Annotated in this window: 18 protein-coding genes; 8 read left to right on the plus strand and 10 right to left on the minus strand. The window is 35.1% G+C overall.

Annotated features, from left to right (window positions below):
- Positions 1-40: 40 nt before the first annotated feature.
- Positions 41-229, minus strand: a complete 189-nt coding sequence (locus GXP75_RS00340) for a hypothetical protein (protein WP_150223921.1) — start codon at positions 227-229, stop codon at positions 41-43.
- Positions 230-1,194: 965 nt separating this feature from the next.
- Between GXP75_RS00340 and GXP75_RS00345 the strand changes: the two genes are divergently transcribed.
- Positions 1,195-1,398 carry a hypothetical protein gene (locus GXP75_RS00345; protein ID WP_061570442.1) on the plus strand — a complete coding sequence of 68 codons (204 nt, stop codon included), beginning with the start codon at positions 1,195-1,197 and terminating at the stop codon, positions 1,396-1,398.
- A 251-nt stretch (positions 1,399-1,649) separates the two neighbouring features.
- On the opposite strand, the gene ant(6) is transcribed toward GXP75_RS00345, so the two are convergent.
- Entirely contained in the window at positions 1,650-2,513 is an 864-nt protein-coding gene (gene ant(6), locus GXP75_RS00350) for an aminoglycoside 6-adenylyltransferase (RefSeq protein ID WP_242555920.1), read from the minus strand.
- Positions 2,514-2,896: 383 nt separating this feature from the next.
- Between ant(6) and GXP75_RS00355 the strand changes: the two genes are divergently transcribed.
- Positions 2,897-3,253, plus strand: coding sequence for a YoqO family protein (locus GXP75_RS00355; protein ID WP_061570444.1), 357 nt, complete (start codon positions 2,897-2,899; stop codon positions 3,251-3,253).
- A gap of 505 nt (positions 3,254-3,758) precedes the next feature.
- Here GXP75_RS00355 and GXP75_RS00360 read toward each other — a convergent pair.
- From GXP75_RS00360 to GXP75_RS00375, 4 genes are read right to left on the minus strand one after another with little or no spacing between them, the layout of a single operon-like run.
- Positions 3,759-4,484 (minus strand): ABC transporter permease, encoded by a 726-nt coding sequence (locus GXP75_RS00360; protein WP_242555921.1) that lies wholly within the window; start codon positions 4,482-4,484, stop codon positions 3,759-3,761.
- On the minus strand, positions 4,484-5,209 hold the full coding sequence (locus GXP75_RS00365) for an ABC transporter ATP-binding protein (protein ID WP_242555922.1): 726 nt from the start codon (positions 5,207-5,209) through the stop codon (positions 4,484-4,486). Before GXP75_RS00365 ends, GXP75_RS00360 begins: the two co-directional genes overlap by 1 nt.
- Positions 5,210-5,680, minus strand: coding sequence for a DUF3021 domain-containing protein (locus GXP75_RS00370; protein WP_242555923.1), 471 nt, complete (start codon positions 5,678-5,680; stop codon positions 5,210-5,212).
- 12 nt (positions 5,681-5,692) lie between these two features.
- Positions 5,693-6,133: a LytTR family DNA-binding domain-containing protein gene (locus GXP75_RS00375; RefSeq protein ID WP_242555924.1), complete on the minus strand. Its 441-nt coding sequence runs from the start codon at positions 6,131-6,133 to the stop codon at positions 5,693-5,695.
- Between the two features lie 685 nt (positions 6,134-6,818).
- Between GXP75_RS00375 and GXP75_RS00380 the strand changes: the two genes are divergently transcribed.
- From GXP75_RS00380 to GXP75_RS00400, 5 genes are all read left to right on the plus strand, one after another.
- Positions 6,819-7,934, plus strand: a complete 1,116-nt coding sequence (locus GXP75_RS00380) for a Rap family tetratricopeptide repeat protein (RefSeq protein ID WP_214914252.1) — start codon at positions 6,819-6,821, stop codon at positions 7,932-7,934.
- Entirely contained in the window at positions 7,931-8,053 is a 123-nt protein-coding gene (locus GXP75_RS00385; RefSeq protein ID WP_061570448.1) for a PhrK family phosphatase-inhibitory pheromone, read from the plus strand. The genes GXP75_RS00380 and GXP75_RS00385 overlap by 4 nt, the downstream gene beginning before the upstream one ends.
- Positions 8,054-8,573: 520 nt before the next feature.
- Positions 8,574-9,380, plus strand: a complete 807-nt coding sequence (gene bla, locus GXP75_RS00390; protein WP_242555925.1) for a subclass B1 metallo-beta-lactamase — start codon at positions 8,574-8,576, stop codon at positions 9,378-9,380.
- A 314-nt stretch (positions 9,381-9,694) separates the two neighbouring features.
- Positions 9,695-10,369: an SOS response-associated peptidase gene (locus GXP75_RS00395; protein WP_061570449.1), complete on the plus strand. Its 675-nt coding sequence runs from the start codon at positions 9,695-9,697 to the stop codon at positions 10,367-10,369.
- Positions 10,370-10,493: 124 nt separating this feature from the next.
- The gene (locus tag GXP75_RS00400; protein ID WP_242555926.1) at positions 10,494-11,039 is read left to right on the plus strand and encodes a hypothetical protein; all 546 of its coding nucleotides are present in this window, start codon (positions 10,494-10,496) and stop codon (positions 11,037-11,039) included.
- A gap of 619 nt (positions 11,040-11,658) precedes the next feature.
- Here GXP75_RS00400 and GXP75_RS00405 read toward each other — a convergent pair.
- Both GXP75_RS00405 and GXP75_RS00410 read right to left on the minus strand, forming a co-directional pair.
- Entirely contained in the window at positions 11,659-12,084 is a 426-nt protein-coding gene (locus tag GXP75_RS00405) for a MaoC family dehydratase (RefSeq protein ID WP_061570451.1), read from the minus strand.
- Between the two features lie 305 nt (positions 12,085-12,389).
- Complete coding sequence (locus tag GXP75_RS00410) at positions 12,390-13,217, minus strand: MerR family transcriptional regulator (RefSeq protein ID WP_242556270.1); 828 nt, start codon at positions 13,215-13,217, stop codon at positions 12,390-12,392.
- A gap of 173 nt (positions 13,218-13,390) precedes the next feature.
- Here GXP75_RS00410 and bltD point away from each other — a divergent pair, with 173 nt between their 5' ends.
- Positions 13,391-13,849, plus strand: a complete 459-nt coding sequence (gene bltD / locus GXP75_RS00415) for a spermine/spermidine acetyltransferase (RefSeq protein ID WP_242555927.1) — start codon at positions 13,391-13,393, stop codon at positions 13,847-13,849.
- A 652-nt stretch (positions 13,850-14,501) separates the two neighbouring features.
- Here bltD and GXP75_RS00420 read toward each other — a convergent pair.
- Together GXP75_RS00420 and GXP75_RS00425 are read right to left on the minus strand one after the other, a co-directional pair.
- On the minus strand, positions 14,502-15,737 hold the full coding sequence (locus GXP75_RS00420; protein WP_242555928.1) for an MFS transporter: 1,236 nt from the start codon (positions 15,735-15,737) through the stop codon (positions 14,502-14,504).
- Between the two features lie 57 nt (positions 15,738-15,794).
- The gene (locus tag GXP75_RS00425; RefSeq protein WP_223254926.1) at positions 15,795-16,388 is read right to left on the minus strand and encodes a hypothetical protein; all 594 of its coding nucleotides are present in this window, start codon (positions 16,386-16,388) and stop codon (positions 15,795-15,797) included.
- Positions 16,389-16,464 lie beyond the last annotated feature (76 nt).

The following is a 16,464-nucleotide window of genomic DNA, read 5'->3' on the forward strand; positions in this document are numbered from 1 at the left end:
CACCTCCGCTAGTATATTAAAAAAGCAACCAGAAGCCTACTTATTTTGCTATAACTGAAAAACTTGTCACACTGCGCATATTAATATTATATGTAGTCTTATTTTTAGTGTATTCATACCAATCTGTACACTCTTTTATTTCTTTTATAAGTATTTCTTCTGATTTTGCTTCAATAAGTGCACTCCTATAATTTCCATTATCGAACTCAAATTCAACATTAAATCGCATAACTTGTCCCTCCCGTCTTATAACCGATGAATAAGTGAAAATAACAAAAATGATTTCTAATTAAGAATAGCATAGGTTTTACTGCCCGCGGAGAAACACTTTGCCTTAACACGAGATATGCCAAGAGAACTTATGTAATCGTAAAATTCTTTTGAATTAGCAAATATTTTCGCAGATAAAATTTTCGGCCGTCAAAAAACTTCTTCGTATCTATGTTCTTTTTAGGTTTCACTCTCATATTTACTTTTCAAAGAAATAAAAAAGAACACCTAATTGGCAATATTCTTATATCCGATTTTTATTATTACGTTTTATTTATGAAGAGGAGGAACGCCCTCCTCTCTTGTGTGTTACTCCTTTACACTGGAAACTCTTCGTAACAAAGAGTGTGGCACAGCTGATAATTTCCACCAGTTTGATACATGCAGCGTTGAAAGCAACGGTCTCCTCCATAAGTTGAGTACACTTGATAATATGGCGAATAGTAATTTGTGTTGTATGGATATGGGGAGTACACCATTGGATATTGTCTATACAAAATCAAACCCCCAGTCATTAAACCTGCAGTGATATTGTATTTGAAAGATGACATTCGCGTTAGTCGTCCATACAAAAATGGGCATCTGTAAGAAATACTTATTTTATTGAGAAATAAATGATCAGGCATTTAGGCGATTCACGAAAATCATTTTCTCCCACTTTTAATAGTCTAGGTGATTTGTATTTGTGCTTATAGTATTCTTTCGTAATATGTAAAAGCACCCCATATTCCCTTCTTATTCTCATGTAATATAGCAAACCCATTGTACTTTTCCGGAGTCCTCTCGTAAACAGCTCCATTGATACGTCTGCCATCTGATCTATTGATTGGACAGCCCTTTTTTGTTCTAATGATTTATTTGTCCAAGCCGCATACTCAAACTTTCATATAATAACAGCGATAAATATATAAAGGAGGAGTATATATGGGTTATTACAAAAAGTATAAAGAAGAGTTTTATTCTTGTAAAAAGACTTACTACAAGAAGTACTACGATTATGACAAAAAATATGATGACCATGATGAAAAAGATTACTATCAAGACAAAAAGCGTTATAAAAAGCATTATGATCACGATAAAGATTATGATTATGTTGTTGAATATAAAAACCATAAAAAATATTACTAGAATCCCTTTAAATATCTCCTCAAAATACACTTTTCTTTACCCGGTTCAACCCACCGGGTTTTTTTGTATCCACGTCTTTAAACTTGGTCTGAAAATCGTTCAATTACTGGTTTTATTTTTCTCTTCAGAAATTAGGCTCCGCCCAACTTCATATGCAGTTTTAAGAATAGTGACAGGAACACCCGTTACTTCTTGTTTAACTGTTACATCAATATTTATATGCATGGATATTCAAAACCCCCTCGTCATTTTTAGTCCATTTCAGAAAAGGTGTTATAACATTTTATTGAATAAGCTGAGATTTGTACGTCATAGTGAGGATAATCAAAATTAAATTTGGCAGCCACTGTGAGCGAGTATTTTCTAAAGAGTTTGTAGCAACCGAATAATGACTTCCACATGTTTTCATATGAGTCACCCACACAAGTATTGAGCAAGTGATCCCAGTCTTTTTCATCCATGTATCTTTGAATGTATTTGTAATTCTTGCCGACACTTAAAGAAAAATTGTGTTGTATCCCAATATTCCAAGAAATCATACGTAAAAGATTGGGTCTAAGAATCTCATTTAAATGATCCCATGCAAAAAGTATTTCTTTCCTCATTAACCCTTTGACAACATAGGTTGAGACCATCCAAAATTCATTACAACAATCATCAAATTCCCGTGCTGTAGGCTTTTTAATGTGATACCTCTCATCAGTAGCAGTAATCGTGTTCTTGACTCGTAAGTCCTTGTCCAATAATACTTCCACTAAACCATCACTGTCTGAAAAGTACTGCTCCATTTGATCGATTGGGATTAGAGTTAAGTCAATCTTCGAGTCATCTTTGAATAGCATTAAATAAGAAAACCAATCTCCCAGTTCCGGAGGGAAAAGCTCCATATCCTCAGGTTTTTGCATCATGATCATTTCACCAAAGTGCTTCAGCCATTCCTCATTAGATTTAAAAGAGTCTATATCAGTTACAAAATAAGAAATGTCATAGTCTTGAAATCTGTCTCTGGGTACATTTTTGTTCGTCCTGGAACCCTCTAGGGTAACCAATCGGATCCTTTTGTCCCTATTTCCGAAATCAAGAATTAATCTCATCATTTCGCTTTCACTTCTCAATTTTAAAACCTCCTAAATGAACGTGAATAGATGGCGATTGAAATAAGGACTGTCCCATTTTCTTAACCTTTTTCTTATAATCGTAAAGATCTTCCCTCCTTTATGGTCTCAGTATAACATTCTGCGTTTAATTTGATTGAATCGTTAGAATAAACTAAATTCTATAGTGATTTATCTCTGTAACCATCATTTGAATCCTAGAGAGTTCAACCCTCTCCGTTACATAACTCCTTAGTGCCAAAGCAATTTTTTATAATGAATATTTAGTACATAGATTATTTAGTTCATTTTTCAACAAAGCGACCATTTTATTTGAAAATTTAATTGATTCTATTAAGAAAAACTTGTAAACTTTTTCTTAGCCTACAAGAAGGAGAGATTTTTTGTCTAAAAACTTAGCATTTTACCTTTTTCTCATTTGCATCATCGTATCGAGCTTATTGAAAAATCATCAAGTAATAAGTACAGCAGCAACCGTTGGCTCTTTAGTTTTCATTTTAATTTACTTTAAAGATAAGTTTAAAGAATTAACACTTAAAGCCCTGATTATTCTGTTTGCAGGCTTTCTTTTCTTGATAGGAATTCTAACTTTTATAATTTTAGAAGGACAGGTTTTCATTAAAAACCACGCCTTCTTTGACGGCTGGGAAACCATAGCAGTCATAATATTGTTTGCAGTCCCTTTAATATCCGGTACTGTGTGCATTAAATTGCTTTACACTCGTTTAAAAGCAGTTTGAGTATTTGCAGGTAGGGACTCAGCTGCCTACCTGTTCTGAAAAGACTTTCATGTGCAGACCAAGCTAACGCCCTCTCTTCTTTATCGACACCAATATAAAGTAAGGAGGCTAATTCCCCATTACTTTATTAAGACAGTCACTAGAAAAACCCCCTAATCCTTACGATAAATAGTTAGGGGGTTTCGCAGTATTTAATGTGTACAGTGTTCCTTCAATAACCATGCTTTTTTTCTATGAATATAAAGATCACTGACTAGAAAGCCAATGACAATAAAGTAAAGTGATAAAACAGCCCTGTTTTCTCCTCATGTCTTTGGGTTTACTGGCACTTAAATAATGAAAGCAACACGTTTGTTTTTTTAATACTCTTCCTTTGAACAAGGTGCATACAACGCACTACTTCCCTCCTATTAAATTGAACAGTATGTTTAAAAGTAACAAGAATAATAAAGTTGTATCTTGTTGTCATTACTTAAAATAATAAAGTATTTCAAATAAAATTTATCTAGCTTTTCATTTTCTTCTTAAAACCCAATACTGCAATAACAAAGATAATGACCGTATAGCCAACTACCCATAATAAAGGCACGACGAGATCAGCATACTCACCAGATAAAGCAAATCGTGCAGCATCAACCGCATGAGCAAATGGCAAAACATAACCGATCGTTTTAAATGCACCGCCAACCATATCCAGATCAAACCAAGTGCCGCTTAACCATGTTGTAAGGTTGACGAAGATCGCAAAAATTCCACCAACCTGCTTATCCGTAAAGTACGTGCCAAGCAGTAGACCGAATCCAATATAAAGCATTGCAATGACAATGAGCAAAATCATGGCACCAAGCACGTTCATATTAAAAGATAAGTCTAAGAAGAATGCAGAGATAAAACAAATAACAATTTGAAGAATCGCAACCGGCAATAGCGGGAGAGCATAGCCAATAATATAATCAGACGCAGACATTGGTGAAGCAAAAATCCGCATTAAAAACGAACTGCTTTTATCTTTTCCAATCAGCATCCCTGAAAATAACGCAATGAAAGAAAAACTGAAAACGATTACGCCTGGCGCTAAGTTTTCTATACTATAAAGATCAAAAGGCATATTTTTTTGCATGACTGAAAAAAGATACATAATAATAATCGGAAGAGCAATCCCAAATAGGAGTGTCAGAGGATCTCGAAACATCTCCTTACAATTACGTGAAGCAAATGCTAAATATCTCATTAGGTTGCCTCCTCTTCAGTTAGGGTAAGGAAGATATCTTCTAAAGAAGAGTGTCCCGTTTTTTCTTTTAACTCATCAATCGTTCCAAGTGCATGCAATTTACCGCCATGTATAATGCCGACGCGATCAGCAAGCGCTTCTACTTCTTCTAAATAATGGGTCGTTAAAACAATCGTGATTTTACCCTTTAATTCAAGTAAAACCTTCCATAAATCACGTCTGGCCCGAACATCAAGTCCTTGAGTCGGCTCATCTAAAAAGATGATTTGGGGATTTGAAATAAGTGCCATCGCAATACTGAGCCGGCGCTGCAGCCCGCCTGATAATGTTTTTGTTTTATTTTTTGCTCGCTCCAACAGGCCAAACTTTGTCATCATCTCCACAGCTTTTTGTTCAGCCTCTTGCTTTTTGCTGCCATAAATACTCGCAATAAATTCTAAGTTTTCCTTCACAGAAAGATTTGGAGCGACCGCGGTTTCTTGCGGAGAAATGTTTATTTTTTGTTTAACTGCCTCCGGATTTTTGACAATACTATCATTTAACATCAATGCATCTCCGCTTGTCGGTGTACTCAAACAACTAAGCATTTTGATTGTTGTGGTTTTCCCGGCGGCATTTTGCCCTAAAAGTGCAAAAAACTCTCCCTTCTCAATCGTCAGAGAAAGATTGTCGACAGCTGTGCGTTCTTTGAATTTTTTCGTTAGATTTTTAATTTCAATGGCCATTTATTCATCATCTCTCTCTTCTAATTGCTTTGAACGAATCGCAGCATTAATTTTTTTAATATCATTTTTTGAAATTATGTATTGAATAACCCATGTGACAACATACGTACTTAAAAAACTAATGAAGAAAATCAGTGTACTCATGGACGTTTTTGGCATCCAAAGCAACATCACAATTGGAATCCATACTAGTGCTGTTATACAAAAGTGAACGATGTACTGTTTCAGCAGACTCCACTTCGCTTTCTCAAACACAAGCGAACTTGTAGCGAATGTAACACCAATAATGCCTGTTAAAAGTATTTGCACGATAACAGCTGCCGTCTCACTAACAAAGAAAGAGCGAAAATGATCCACAACCGGCATATATTCTCTTTGCCCAAATCTGAATGAGATAATGATTTGTACGATTTGTCCGATCATCACGCCGATGATAAAACCACCAACAATTCGACTAATTAAGCTTTTCACGTTTTTTTCACCTCATATTCCCAACTGTTTCTTAATTTTTGAAACATAACGCCGCGAAGCATACGTTTTGATATCCCCTTTTAATAACACGCCGATTGTTCCCGTCATACCAATATCCATATTCTTAATCATTTTCATGTTCACGATCTCTGAATTTGAAATACGAACGAAAAATTGACGGTCTAGTTTCTCTTCCAGTTCATATAACCTAGAGCGAACGGTATAGATACCAACTCCATTTTGGACAAATACCTTCTGTTTGGCCGCATAGATTCGGACAATATCTTTACAATCGACAATTTCAACACCTCTATCTGAAAAAACAGCTAATGAATCCATATAGGTTTCCGAAAGCCGCTTCATAATATCAGCTATCTCATCTGTCATTCTGTCAGTTTGAATGATGATTTTCGGCTCTTTGTAAGATGAATCAATCGACACTTCAACTTTCACTTCATCACATCTCCTTCACTCGACCTAAATATATAAATTATGCAACATATTGTAAATAGATTTTCGATAATCGGTCATTTTTACACGATAACTGGTCAAAAGGCAATTGTCGATAAGTCGATAACGGTATACTTTCAGTTTTTCAGATCCGGAAATTCATCGTAACCGCAATCCAACCATTTTCCAGAACGCGAGTTTCAGCTCTCCTCGCAAATAATTTAAGCAACGCTCATTAGCTGCCATGACAGGACTTACCCTGATCCAATTCATTGTCATCACAAAATATTGTTCATTCTTTTCTGCTTTAAAAACCATCTGATCATTAGCCTTAAGATTTCTTAAGATGGGAATGTATTGATAGGAGTCTTTTCAATCCAATGGTCAAATGTCATTGCAGTCGATAATGGATTATGTTTACGAATTAGCTGTTAGTCAATGATTTACAGGAACACTAGATGAATGGCTTGCATCATTAGGAACCAATAACAACCTTATCCCCTTCTCTTAATTGAATCGAGGATTTTTTTCGTTTTTTTATTGTCTAAAAAAGACTGCAAATAATTGCGACATAACGCAAAAATATACTATTATGCCAAAAATCCTTTCAATGATTTACATAAATTGTTATCATTATGCTATTGTTTCTTATAGATTATTTCGAATTTTCCAGAAAGAGGGGTTCTCAATGAGCAAGGTTGCTTCTGAAATCGTGGCTAATACTTTGAACGATTGGTATATAGCAATAAAAAAGCAGGAGGTCGAAAAATCAAAGGAGTATTACTCCAAAGTTAAAAAGCTGTTTGATGACATGGAAGAAGATCAGGAAGTGCTTGCCTACTATAGTTTACTTGAAGAGAGACATAAAATGTTATTACATTCGTCAAGAGGTGAGCCACTCCAACGTCACTCTTACTTCACCGAAGATAACCAAGAGTTCATTAAGAAAACAAATGACAAGTTAGAGTACAACTTTTATTTATTCGAAGCAATGTATGAAGCTTATAACAAGAACTACGACAGAGCCATCAACCTTTATGTCCTTGCCGAGCGGAAGCTTGCAGATATTCCAGATGAAATTGAAGCAGCTGAATTTTACTCCAAAGTTTCTTACCTCTATACTCTTATAAAACAAAGCGTTGTTTCTCAACACTACATAAAAAATGCTATGACGATTTATAGAAGGCGACCAGATTATAAGAGTAAGCTTGCTGTATCAACCATGATTGTGGCAACGAACTACGCTGATATGGAGAGATTCGAGGAGTCTGAAGAGCATTATATCGAAGCAATTGAACTTGCTAAAGAATTGAATGACGACTTCTTTGTAGCTCAGCTACACCATAATCTAAGCATTCTTTATTCAGATTGGGGACAATCTCAAAAGTGTATTGACTCACTTCAAAATGCGTTGGAGAATGATGACTGGAGAAAATCATCTTATTTCATTAATTCAATGTTTATGATGATTAAAGAACTATTTAAAATTGGCGAAAAAGAAAGTGCACTGAATTTTCACATTCAGGCACAGGAAAGACTAGCCTCCATGGAGAATAAAATATATGAAGCCAAAATAAGCATCCTTTACAATCTATACTGCGGAAATCCAAAAGATAACTTTAGCAAATGTAGGGAGAATCTACATTTTCTTAAACAACAAAATGATTTAGAAAGTGTTGATGAGTTATCTTACATAGCCGCAAAACGATTTGAGTCTTTGGGTGCTTATGAAGAAGCTACAGCATTCTTCAATGAGAAAATATGGGCTGAACAGAAAATGAAACAGGTGGAGGGAATTTTATGAAAAAATTTGTTCTTTGTGTATCTATTTTAGCAGTTGCAGTAAGTGGAGTAGCACTATTGCAACAAAGTTCAAATTCACCATCTAACATCCAAGTAGCTGAAAGGCCAGTCGGAGGTTAAACATTTTTCATATTCAATTGTTAGGAGCCCTTCTCCAACGAGATGGGCTATTTTATTTAACTTTTATGTCCTCAATAATAATTTCTTTCTTCACTTTTAAATCAGATTTGTTAAATTAGTAAAACCCCTCGATTTATCTTATTGGTTTATATTATCAGCAACTGCCAATACACCTAAGAATTTATTTATCTAAAAATGGTAGTTTTCTAATGGTGATACTTTTTGAATGGCTGAACCAATGCCTTCAATATTCATCTAGTTGCGTTTAGCAAGCTTTTAGTCAAAATCCCACCTTTCTTCATAAAAAGCCGACAATTTTCTTGATTAAAGTCCTTAAGATTTTGCAGAGTTTCCTTTTATAGATTGTTACTCTAATATCACCAGAATAAAGATATCCTTCCCTGACAAAACACATTTTGTATTAGTTAGCGTGTAAAGAAGGATTTAATTCTATAATATGTTTTATACATATAACGAACATTCTTTGTTGAAATCCAATTTAGAAAGGTGTGAGATTCATTTGAAAATTAGCAAGGGACGGATAAGAAAAGTTGTGTTTAGTTTGTTACTAACATTATCCGTTTTTATGACATCGTTTAACGATCAAATGATTGCTCAATCTAAAAAATCATCTCCTACTCAGATTACCAATCCAGATAAGACGATTGTTTTAACGAAATTGGATGACAAAGTATGGGCACATACGTCATATAATGATTGGTATGGCACAACCTATGACCATAATGGGTTAATCGTTGCTACTTCCAAAGGAATAGTCCTGATTGATACGGCTTGGGGGAACGACCAAAAAACTGAAGAGTTATTAAAGATGATCAAAATACATTTTAAGAAAAAAGTTGTTCTCGCGTTGATTACTCATGCACATGATGATAGCATTTCAGGTATTCGGGCGTTACTGAATCAGGGAATTGATGTACGCAGTACACTTTTGACAGCAAAACTAGCTAAAGAATATGGATATCCTTCACCCAACCCGACACTCGATGTAAAGCCAGTGATGAAAGTAGGCAACACAGTAGTTGAGGCATTTTATCCTGGAGAAGGTCATTCGAGTGATAACATCACTGTTTGGCTTCCCCAATATAATTTATTATTCGGCGGATGCTTCATCAAATCATTAGATGCAAAAGATCTTGGAAATCTTTCTGATGCAAATATAGAACAGTGGGATGACTCAGTTAAAAAGGTAATCGAAAAATATCCAGATGTAAAAACGGTTGTACCCGGACATGGAAACTGGGGAGATGAGAGCTTACTCTTTCACACAATTGATCTGATCAAACAACATACCCATAATAAAAACTAAACGAAACTATCTTAACTTATGTTTTGAAAAAAATTGGTGTTTCATTTGTTCTTAAATAGCTAGAGATATTAAAGATCCTTTCGATGAGTAATACGGAGATCTCCTTCTTAACACAAACTTAGAAGGAGATTTTTTTATCTAAAATAGGTACTCTTTTGGTGTGAATGTGGATGGTATCCAAATAATGCGACTTCCGCTTATCAACACCTCGATTTCTTTAAGTTGAATCGCTGCTTGCGGCATCACATCCCTCCTCTTTTGATTTTCATGTTTCTACCCTGTACAATATTCAAAAACACTAAAGGATGATGAACATGTGTGGCAGGTTCACTTTATTCTCTGAGTTTGATGATATACTCGAACAATTTGATATAGATCATTTCTTGCTTAAAGACGAATATAATCCGAGTTACAATGTCGCTCCTTCACAAAACATACTTACAATTATCAATGACGGTTCCAGTAACCGTCTTGGAAAGCTTCGTTGGGGTCTAATTCCTCCTTGGGCAAAAGATGAGAAAATCGGTTATAAGATGATTAATGCTCGTGCTGAAACTCTCTCTGAGAAACCAAGCTTTCGAAAACCGCTCATTAGCAACCGTTGCATCATACCGGCCGATAGCTTTTACGAATGGAAACGTCTTGATTCAAAGACTAAAATCCCCATGCGCATTAAGCTTAAATCAACCAATCTTTTTGCCTTCGCAGGTTTGTATGAAAAGTGGAATTCACCACAAGGCCATCCTATATACAGTTGCACAATCATAACAACTAAACCTAACGAATTAATGGAAGACATTCATGATCGGATGCCGGTTATTCTCCCTCACGACAATCAGAAAGCATGGTTGAATCCTCAGAATACTGGTGCTGCTTATCTTCAAAGCTTGCTTCTTCCCTATGATGCTGATGACATGGAAGCATACCAGGTGTCTTCACTGGTTAACTCACCTAAAAACAATTCGCCTGAGCTAATCGAATCCCATTAAGCACAATGACTATTGAACATATCCATTATGTAAAGCTCTACAAAAAGTTTGATTATAATATTTCTTGGGAGATCCCTAATGAAAAGGATATAATCAAAACAACTAATCATTTTAAGGTGATCCAATGGACAGTATAATTAAAACTTATTTTAAAAATCTAGAAGCAAAGGATAAAAGCCTCCAAGTTGAGGCCTTTCAGAATATTATTAATGCCACAAAAGGAAAAGCAGACTGGGCTTATGAAGTTTGGGATCAATTATTAGAATGGCTAACCGATCCCGATAATCATAGGAGAGCGAGAGCTGCACAGTTTCTTGCTGGTTTAGCAATCAGTGATCCCGATAAACGGATGCTTCGCGACTTTCCAGCATTATGGGAAGTGACCAAGGATTCGAAATTTGTAACTGCTCGGCATAGTTTACAGTCAATTTGGAAGGTAGGGTTAGCTGGACCAGAACAAAGAGAAATGGTGCTCACTCATATTATTGATCGCTTCAAAAATGGAATGAATGAAAAACATTATACCTTGATTCGCTACGATATGATTGTAGGTTTGAGAAAATTATACGATGAAGTCAAGGATGAGCACATTAAGAAAATAGCAGTGGAATTGATTGAGTCCGAAGAAGATAGCAAATATCAAAAGAAATATTTATCAGCCTGGAAATAAGAAAACACACCACTTTTATTCATCGGTTGCAAGCATTAAAAGAGCACTATGTACTCGAGTTAGTGTTCTTTTTTATGCCAAACCTTTCTTATTTTACTAAACATCCCCGTTCGTTAATAAGAGAAAGTCCGAAACTTTCATTTATAATAGTAAACATCACCGTATTTCATTTATCATCCTCCTTCTGTTATATAAGGAATTTGTATCTGGCTAATTCATCTTACATATCTTCATAAATGATTCAGTAGAAGCCCCTTTCTTTCTTAGACGGTTCCTTGAATTTGTTATCGAAGATATTAAGAATGAATGCAATATAACAACAGAAGGAAAAAATTGCAGTTTAATTGAAGATGTTATTCTTTAGTTTTTTGGAGCGGCTTACGCACAAGTAGCGGAGTGGTGGTTTAAGAATGAAATGCCTTATCCACCTCATGTTATGGAAGAACAAATCGAAATATTGTTAGAGAGGAATCTATAGGTATGCCCACTGAAAAATTAAGCTTGGGTGCCTTCTTTAAAATTCAAACTGGCATTACCTTTTATAATTAAATAAAGACTGGCTGCCAAATTGGCAGCTAGCTCTATAAGTAAAGTATCCTTTAGTGTTACATTATTATCTTCATTGCTTAATTAATACTGATAACTCACCTTCAAATACTTGTTCTTCTTTATGATTATAAGTAGATAACAATACAGTGAGTATCCCCGTTTCAATTTTCCTTGGCTGTTTATCAAGAACCTCAACAATCGTATGCAGTTCATCATCTGGATACACGGGTTTTATGAATTTAAAATTATTCATTTCTGTTCCAGCAATAATATCGTCACCATAAAAACCTTCTTCAATCCAGAGCTTAAAAGAAATTGCTATAGTATGTATTCCAGATGCGATAATTCCATTAAATCTACCTTTATTCGCTTTCTCTTCATCCAAATGCATGTATTGAGGGTCAAACTCTTCGGCAAATCCCATTATATTCTCTTTGGTTAATTTAAAAGATTTTGTATGAAATACCTGCCCAATCGCAAACTCGTCTAACTTCATATGTACACCCCTTGTCAAAATATTCTTACATATCTAAAGCACAAATAAATGCTTTATCATATTTTAAGTAAATCAACCTATATCTTCTTTATATTATGAGCTTTTTTAATAATCTGTAAAGCTTTCAGATCCAAATTTCAGCTGGGAGAAAGAATGATTTAAAAAGCGAAACGCGAAAATAAATCTGTTCTCTTAACTATTAGGTATGGATAGCTTAACAAACATGATATTGGTGCCACGTTCGTTTAACTCCATCCAAAAAACACAATCACCTGTTGTAAGTGCATAACTCCTACTTTATTCTGTTATCCGCTGCCCTCTTTTACTTGAAAGAGGATTTTTGTGATTTGATTTTCAAATCCATCGACCATCACCTCATCAAGCATGTATTCCTCATATGCATATTCACCCATCCGCATTCTATTTTTTTCAATACATTGAATGATTCTGCGGTAGGCATCTTCGGCTTCATCACCTTTTTGGTATCCGACAGCGTACAGACCTTTTGGCCTTACATGATAATTTATCTTCTCTATTCCTTCTTGTACTTTTATATAAAAGTGACTGTAATTATAGAAATCTTTTTTAAGAATTTGTTCTCGCGCAAATATTCCGCCCACCGGATACCCCTCATCTAATTCATATAATTGAACATAGCGGATAAGTTCTGAAATTGCCGCAATGTATTTTCGTTCCGGTAAGTTTAATGTATTTCGGCTTATCATGAATTTTTCTTCTTCTAAATACTGAAAAGAAACTGAGGAAAAATCTGTTTCCAGTGCTTGTTCCGTTAACTTCACTTTCGTCTGTATAATCGTTTGCAAATGTTTAAACTTTTTAATTTTGCTCTCAATTTCGAAAGACTTTTCTTTTAAGAGTGCAACGATATCCTCTGGTGTTTTGCCTTTTAACAGCTGTTTTATTCTTTTTAACGGAACACCCACCTCTTTAAACAAACCAATCACTTGAAAAAGCTCAAATTGATTATAGGAATAATACCTGTATCCATTCTCTTTTTTTATTTCGGGAGAAAGCAGGCCAATCTCGTCATAATGAAACAGGGTTTGTTTTTTTACGTGGCAAAGTTTCGCAAACTCACCTGTTGTGAAATATTTCTTGATATCTTCGCTCATAAAAACCCCCTTGACTATACGGTAACCATATACCTTATGATGTTCATAGTACCTGAAAGAAGGTTGATTAACAATGAAAAGGATAGATAAAATCAATATCGGTTAAGATGAAAGATTCTAAACCACTCAGATTATTTCTTTCTTATATAAATAAGTAAAAAGGAGTATTTCGTATGAGTATCGAGATAAAAGCAGTTACAAAAGATAATCGTGCTGCAATACTGGCTCTTCATGTCAACGAAAGTCAGACATCATATATCGAATCAACAGAGCAGTGCTTAAAGGAAGCTGATGAATGTCATTACTATCAGCCAGTCGGACTTTATTATGAAGGGAAATTAGTTGGCTTTGCAATGTACGGCTGGTTTCCTGAGTATGATGAAGAGAATGAAGAAGGAAGAGTGTGGCTTGATCGATTTTTCATCGATGAACGCTTTCAAGGGCAAGGACTGGGAAGCATAATGCTTCAAGCTCTCATTCAGCACCTTGCTGAATTATATAAATGCAAAAGGATTTACTTAAGCATTTTTGAGAACAATACCCATGCTTTGCGCCTCTATCAGAAATTTGGTTTTACATATAATGGAGAACTGGATTTTAATGGAGAAAAAGTAATGTTAAAAGAGCTTTAGGTCCTTATGCGGGAGTAAAAGAAGAAAGCAGACATTCATTTGTTGTCTGCTTTTTTGTTTAAAAAATTAATCATTTCTTGCAACATGCACTTGGTGCCTCGTCATCGGTACTCTAGGGACATGAAATATTTATAAAACAAAAAACATACCAACATCGTTTGGTATGTTTTTGTAAGATAGAGGCCATCAAACTAGTATAAACTGTATCCGCGACTGCCATGACTGCTGCTACCGCCATTCCTGAATCTTTTGGACACAAAAAAGCGTACCTGGCTTCAGATTCCGGCACGCTTTCTCTGTCAATACATGGGCATAAAAGATAACATCATGCCAGGTCGTTCGGACTTCATTAACTCTGCCTTCTGGAGTTGCTACTAGAGAAGCCATATTAGAAACAAGATTTTCTTCTTTTTTAGAATATGCATCTAGCTGCTCAAACTTTTTGAAACCTGATAGCAGTATATGCCTTCCAATTAATACATTAATAGCACAAATTGAGATTATCCATATTGTTTTCAGGTCTTATTTAATGCTAATCTTTCCCTGCTGGTTCATGATGCATATGAAGGGGAAAGCTTAAAACGCTTTTCGAATTATAAACAGATATTGCTGACAACATGTATTGTATAGTGTATGTAATCAGCAGGTATAATTACATAGGAGTTGCTTTTTCTGTCCCATATGGTTTTTTAATCTTTCCTTCCCACATTTGAACAGATCTAAATATGAAAAAGGAAACTAAAGGTGTAGGGAGTGCTACAATTAAAAATAAGAGCTTTACATCTACCATTTCTGAAATTATCCCAGCTAAAGCATACCCTAACGGCATTAATGAACTATTCACAGCAAAAAATGCGCCAAGAGACCTTCCCCTATCACGTCCTTCAGTTACCCTTTGTAAATACCCTTCAAGGTAAATATTCACAATACCACTGATTGCTCCAGTTAAGACAAGTAGTGTTAAACCTAAGTACACATTGCTAATCCACCCTAGAGGAGATAACAATAAGCCAAAAATAATCATCAATACTGGAGCGACAATCTTTAGGTGATCTTGTTTTGCTAAAAAGGAAAGAGTAATTGCCGCTACGAGCGTCCCTATTCCCCAGATAGATTGAAAAATGCCGCCTATCCATTCCTTGTCTTTAATCAATATCGAAGTCCAAATTGCTATATAAATTGGAAAACCGCTGAATAATAGCTGTTGTATACTTGTACCGTATAAAAGATTTCTTAACGGCCTGTTCTTAAAGAGATTAGTAAAACCACTGAATAGTTGTTTCTTATTAAAGGATACTTGTTTTTGATTTCCGCGCTTATCCTTTATCAAAAATTCTAAGAATATAGAAACAAACGTTAAACCGCCGCATATTAACCATACATAACCAAAGGGCAGGAAGGTAAATAAAACACCAGTAAGTATTGGAACTGCCACTTGCGTGATTTGATTCAGAATTTCTTGAAATGCAATTCCTTTTTCAATTAAATCTTTTTCCACTGTATCAGAGATAAGTGATCGTGATGCCGGTTCAATTGCAGTCAAACAAATAGAAATAAAAGCACGTGTAATAATCAATAACAGTATAGATGTAAAATTAAAAATAGCTAAGAGTCCTATCGTGAAAAATAAAATCGAAATGATGACATCAGAATAAGCAATCAATCTTCCCCTGTGAAATCTGTCTGCTAACCATCCGGTAAATGGAGACAATACAATTGATATACTCATCCCAAGCCCAATAATTAAACTGCCGCTCAGAGCGCTTTCTGTTTCATTTAATGACCACCAAATCAACGAATAATAGAAAAGCGTAGAACTTAATATGGAAAGAAAAGTGCCCGACCACAATTTGAAGAAATCACCTTTGAATACCCACAAGTTTTTCAAAGCATGCCTCCGGTTCAAGAATAGAGACTATCCAATAAGATAGTCTCTAATAAATTTTTAATTAGCTATGATTTTTGTTGCCTCTGGGAACAATGTTTTAATTACATCTGATGTTTCATGTGTGTATTTTGATTGTTGAATTACCGTCATATTATGTTGAAGAGCAACTGTAATTAACTCTCTTGCTGGATTTGAAACTGAATTATACAGCATATTAAAATTATTGTTTTCTAATGCTTCAATTGCTTTTTCTTCTGCATTCAGATACATCAAATGATCAATGCATTGAATGACTCTTTGTATTCCGCGAACTCTTGCCCTAAAGACTTCTTCCAGCTCTTTTTCATCGTACATTAATTCTTCATATTCGGTCTCAAGTTTCTTTGTGTTATGAGGATGCATTTCTAGTTCTCTATGTTGAACTTCAACTAGTAGACTTTTAGCATTCCTTAACTTTTTAAACCCCTCTTTAATCGCAGCTATAGCTTTTTTCTTATCTCCAGCAAAATAGTGTTCGCCCGCTCTGTCAAATTCATTTGTCCCAAGATAAACCTCAGCCAACGCTTCTTGATTTCTTACTGCAATGGCCTCTGCTTTGGATTTTAATGCTGGAACTTTTGTACTTCTACAAGTATTCGCGATTACGCCCATTATTCATTCTCCTTTGTAAAAATATGTTACTTTAATTATTTTTACATAAAATGGATGTAAACTCAGCTGAAAATAT

Source organism: Bacillus sp. HU-1818, from assembly GCF_022695965.1.
Taxonomy (GTDB): domain Bacteria; phylum Bacillota; class Bacilli; order Bacillales; family Bacillaceae; genus Bacillus; species Bacillus atrophaeus.

Coding starts and splice junctions, on each gene's coding strand:
- GXP75_RS00340 (WP_150223921.1), bottom strand. CDS start 229: ATGCGATTTAATGTTGAATTTGAGTTCGATAATGGAAATTATAGGAGT.
- GXP75_RS00345 (WP_061570442.1), top strand. CDS start 1,195: ATGGGTTATTACAAAAAGTATAAAGAAGAGTTTTATTCTTGTAAAAAG.
- GXP75_RS00360 (WP_242555921.1), bottom strand. CDS start 4,484: ATGAGATATTTAGCATTTGCTTCACGTAATTGTAAGGAGATGTTTCGA.
- GXP75_RS00365 (WP_242555922.1), bottom strand. CDS start 5,209: ATGGCCATTGAAATTAAAAATCTAACGAAAAAATTCAAAGAACGCACA.
- GXP75_RS00380 (WP_214914252.1), top strand. CDS start 6,819: ATGAGCAAGGTTGCTTCTGAAATCGTGGCTAATACTTTGAACGATTGG.
- GXP75_RS00385 (WP_061570448.1), top strand. CDS start 7,931: ATGAAAAAATTTGTTCTTTGTGTATCTATTTTAGCAGTTGCAGTAAGT.
- GXP75_RS00395 (WP_061570449.1), top strand. CDS start 9,695: ATGTGTGGCAGGTTCACTTTATTCTCTGAGTTTGATGATATACTCGAA.
- GXP75_RS00400 (WP_242555926.1), top strand. CDS start 10,494: ATGGACAGTATAATTAAAACTTATTTTAAAAATCTAGAAGCAAAGGAT.
- GXP75_RS00405 (WP_061570451.1), bottom strand. CDS start 12,084: ATGAAGTTAGACGAGTTTGCGATTGGGCAGGTATTTCATACAAAATCT.
- GXP75_RS00410 (WP_242556270.1), bottom strand. CDS start 13,217: ATGAGCGAAGATATCAAGAAATATTTCACAACAGGTGAGTTTGCGAAA.
- bltD (WP_242555927.1), top strand. CDS start 13,391: ATGAGTATCGAGATAAAAGCAGTTACAAAAGATAATCGTGCTGCAATA.
- GXP75_RS00425 (WP_223254926.1), bottom strand. CDS start 16,388: ATGGGCGTAATCGCGAATACTTGTAGAAGTACAAAAGTTCCAGCATTA.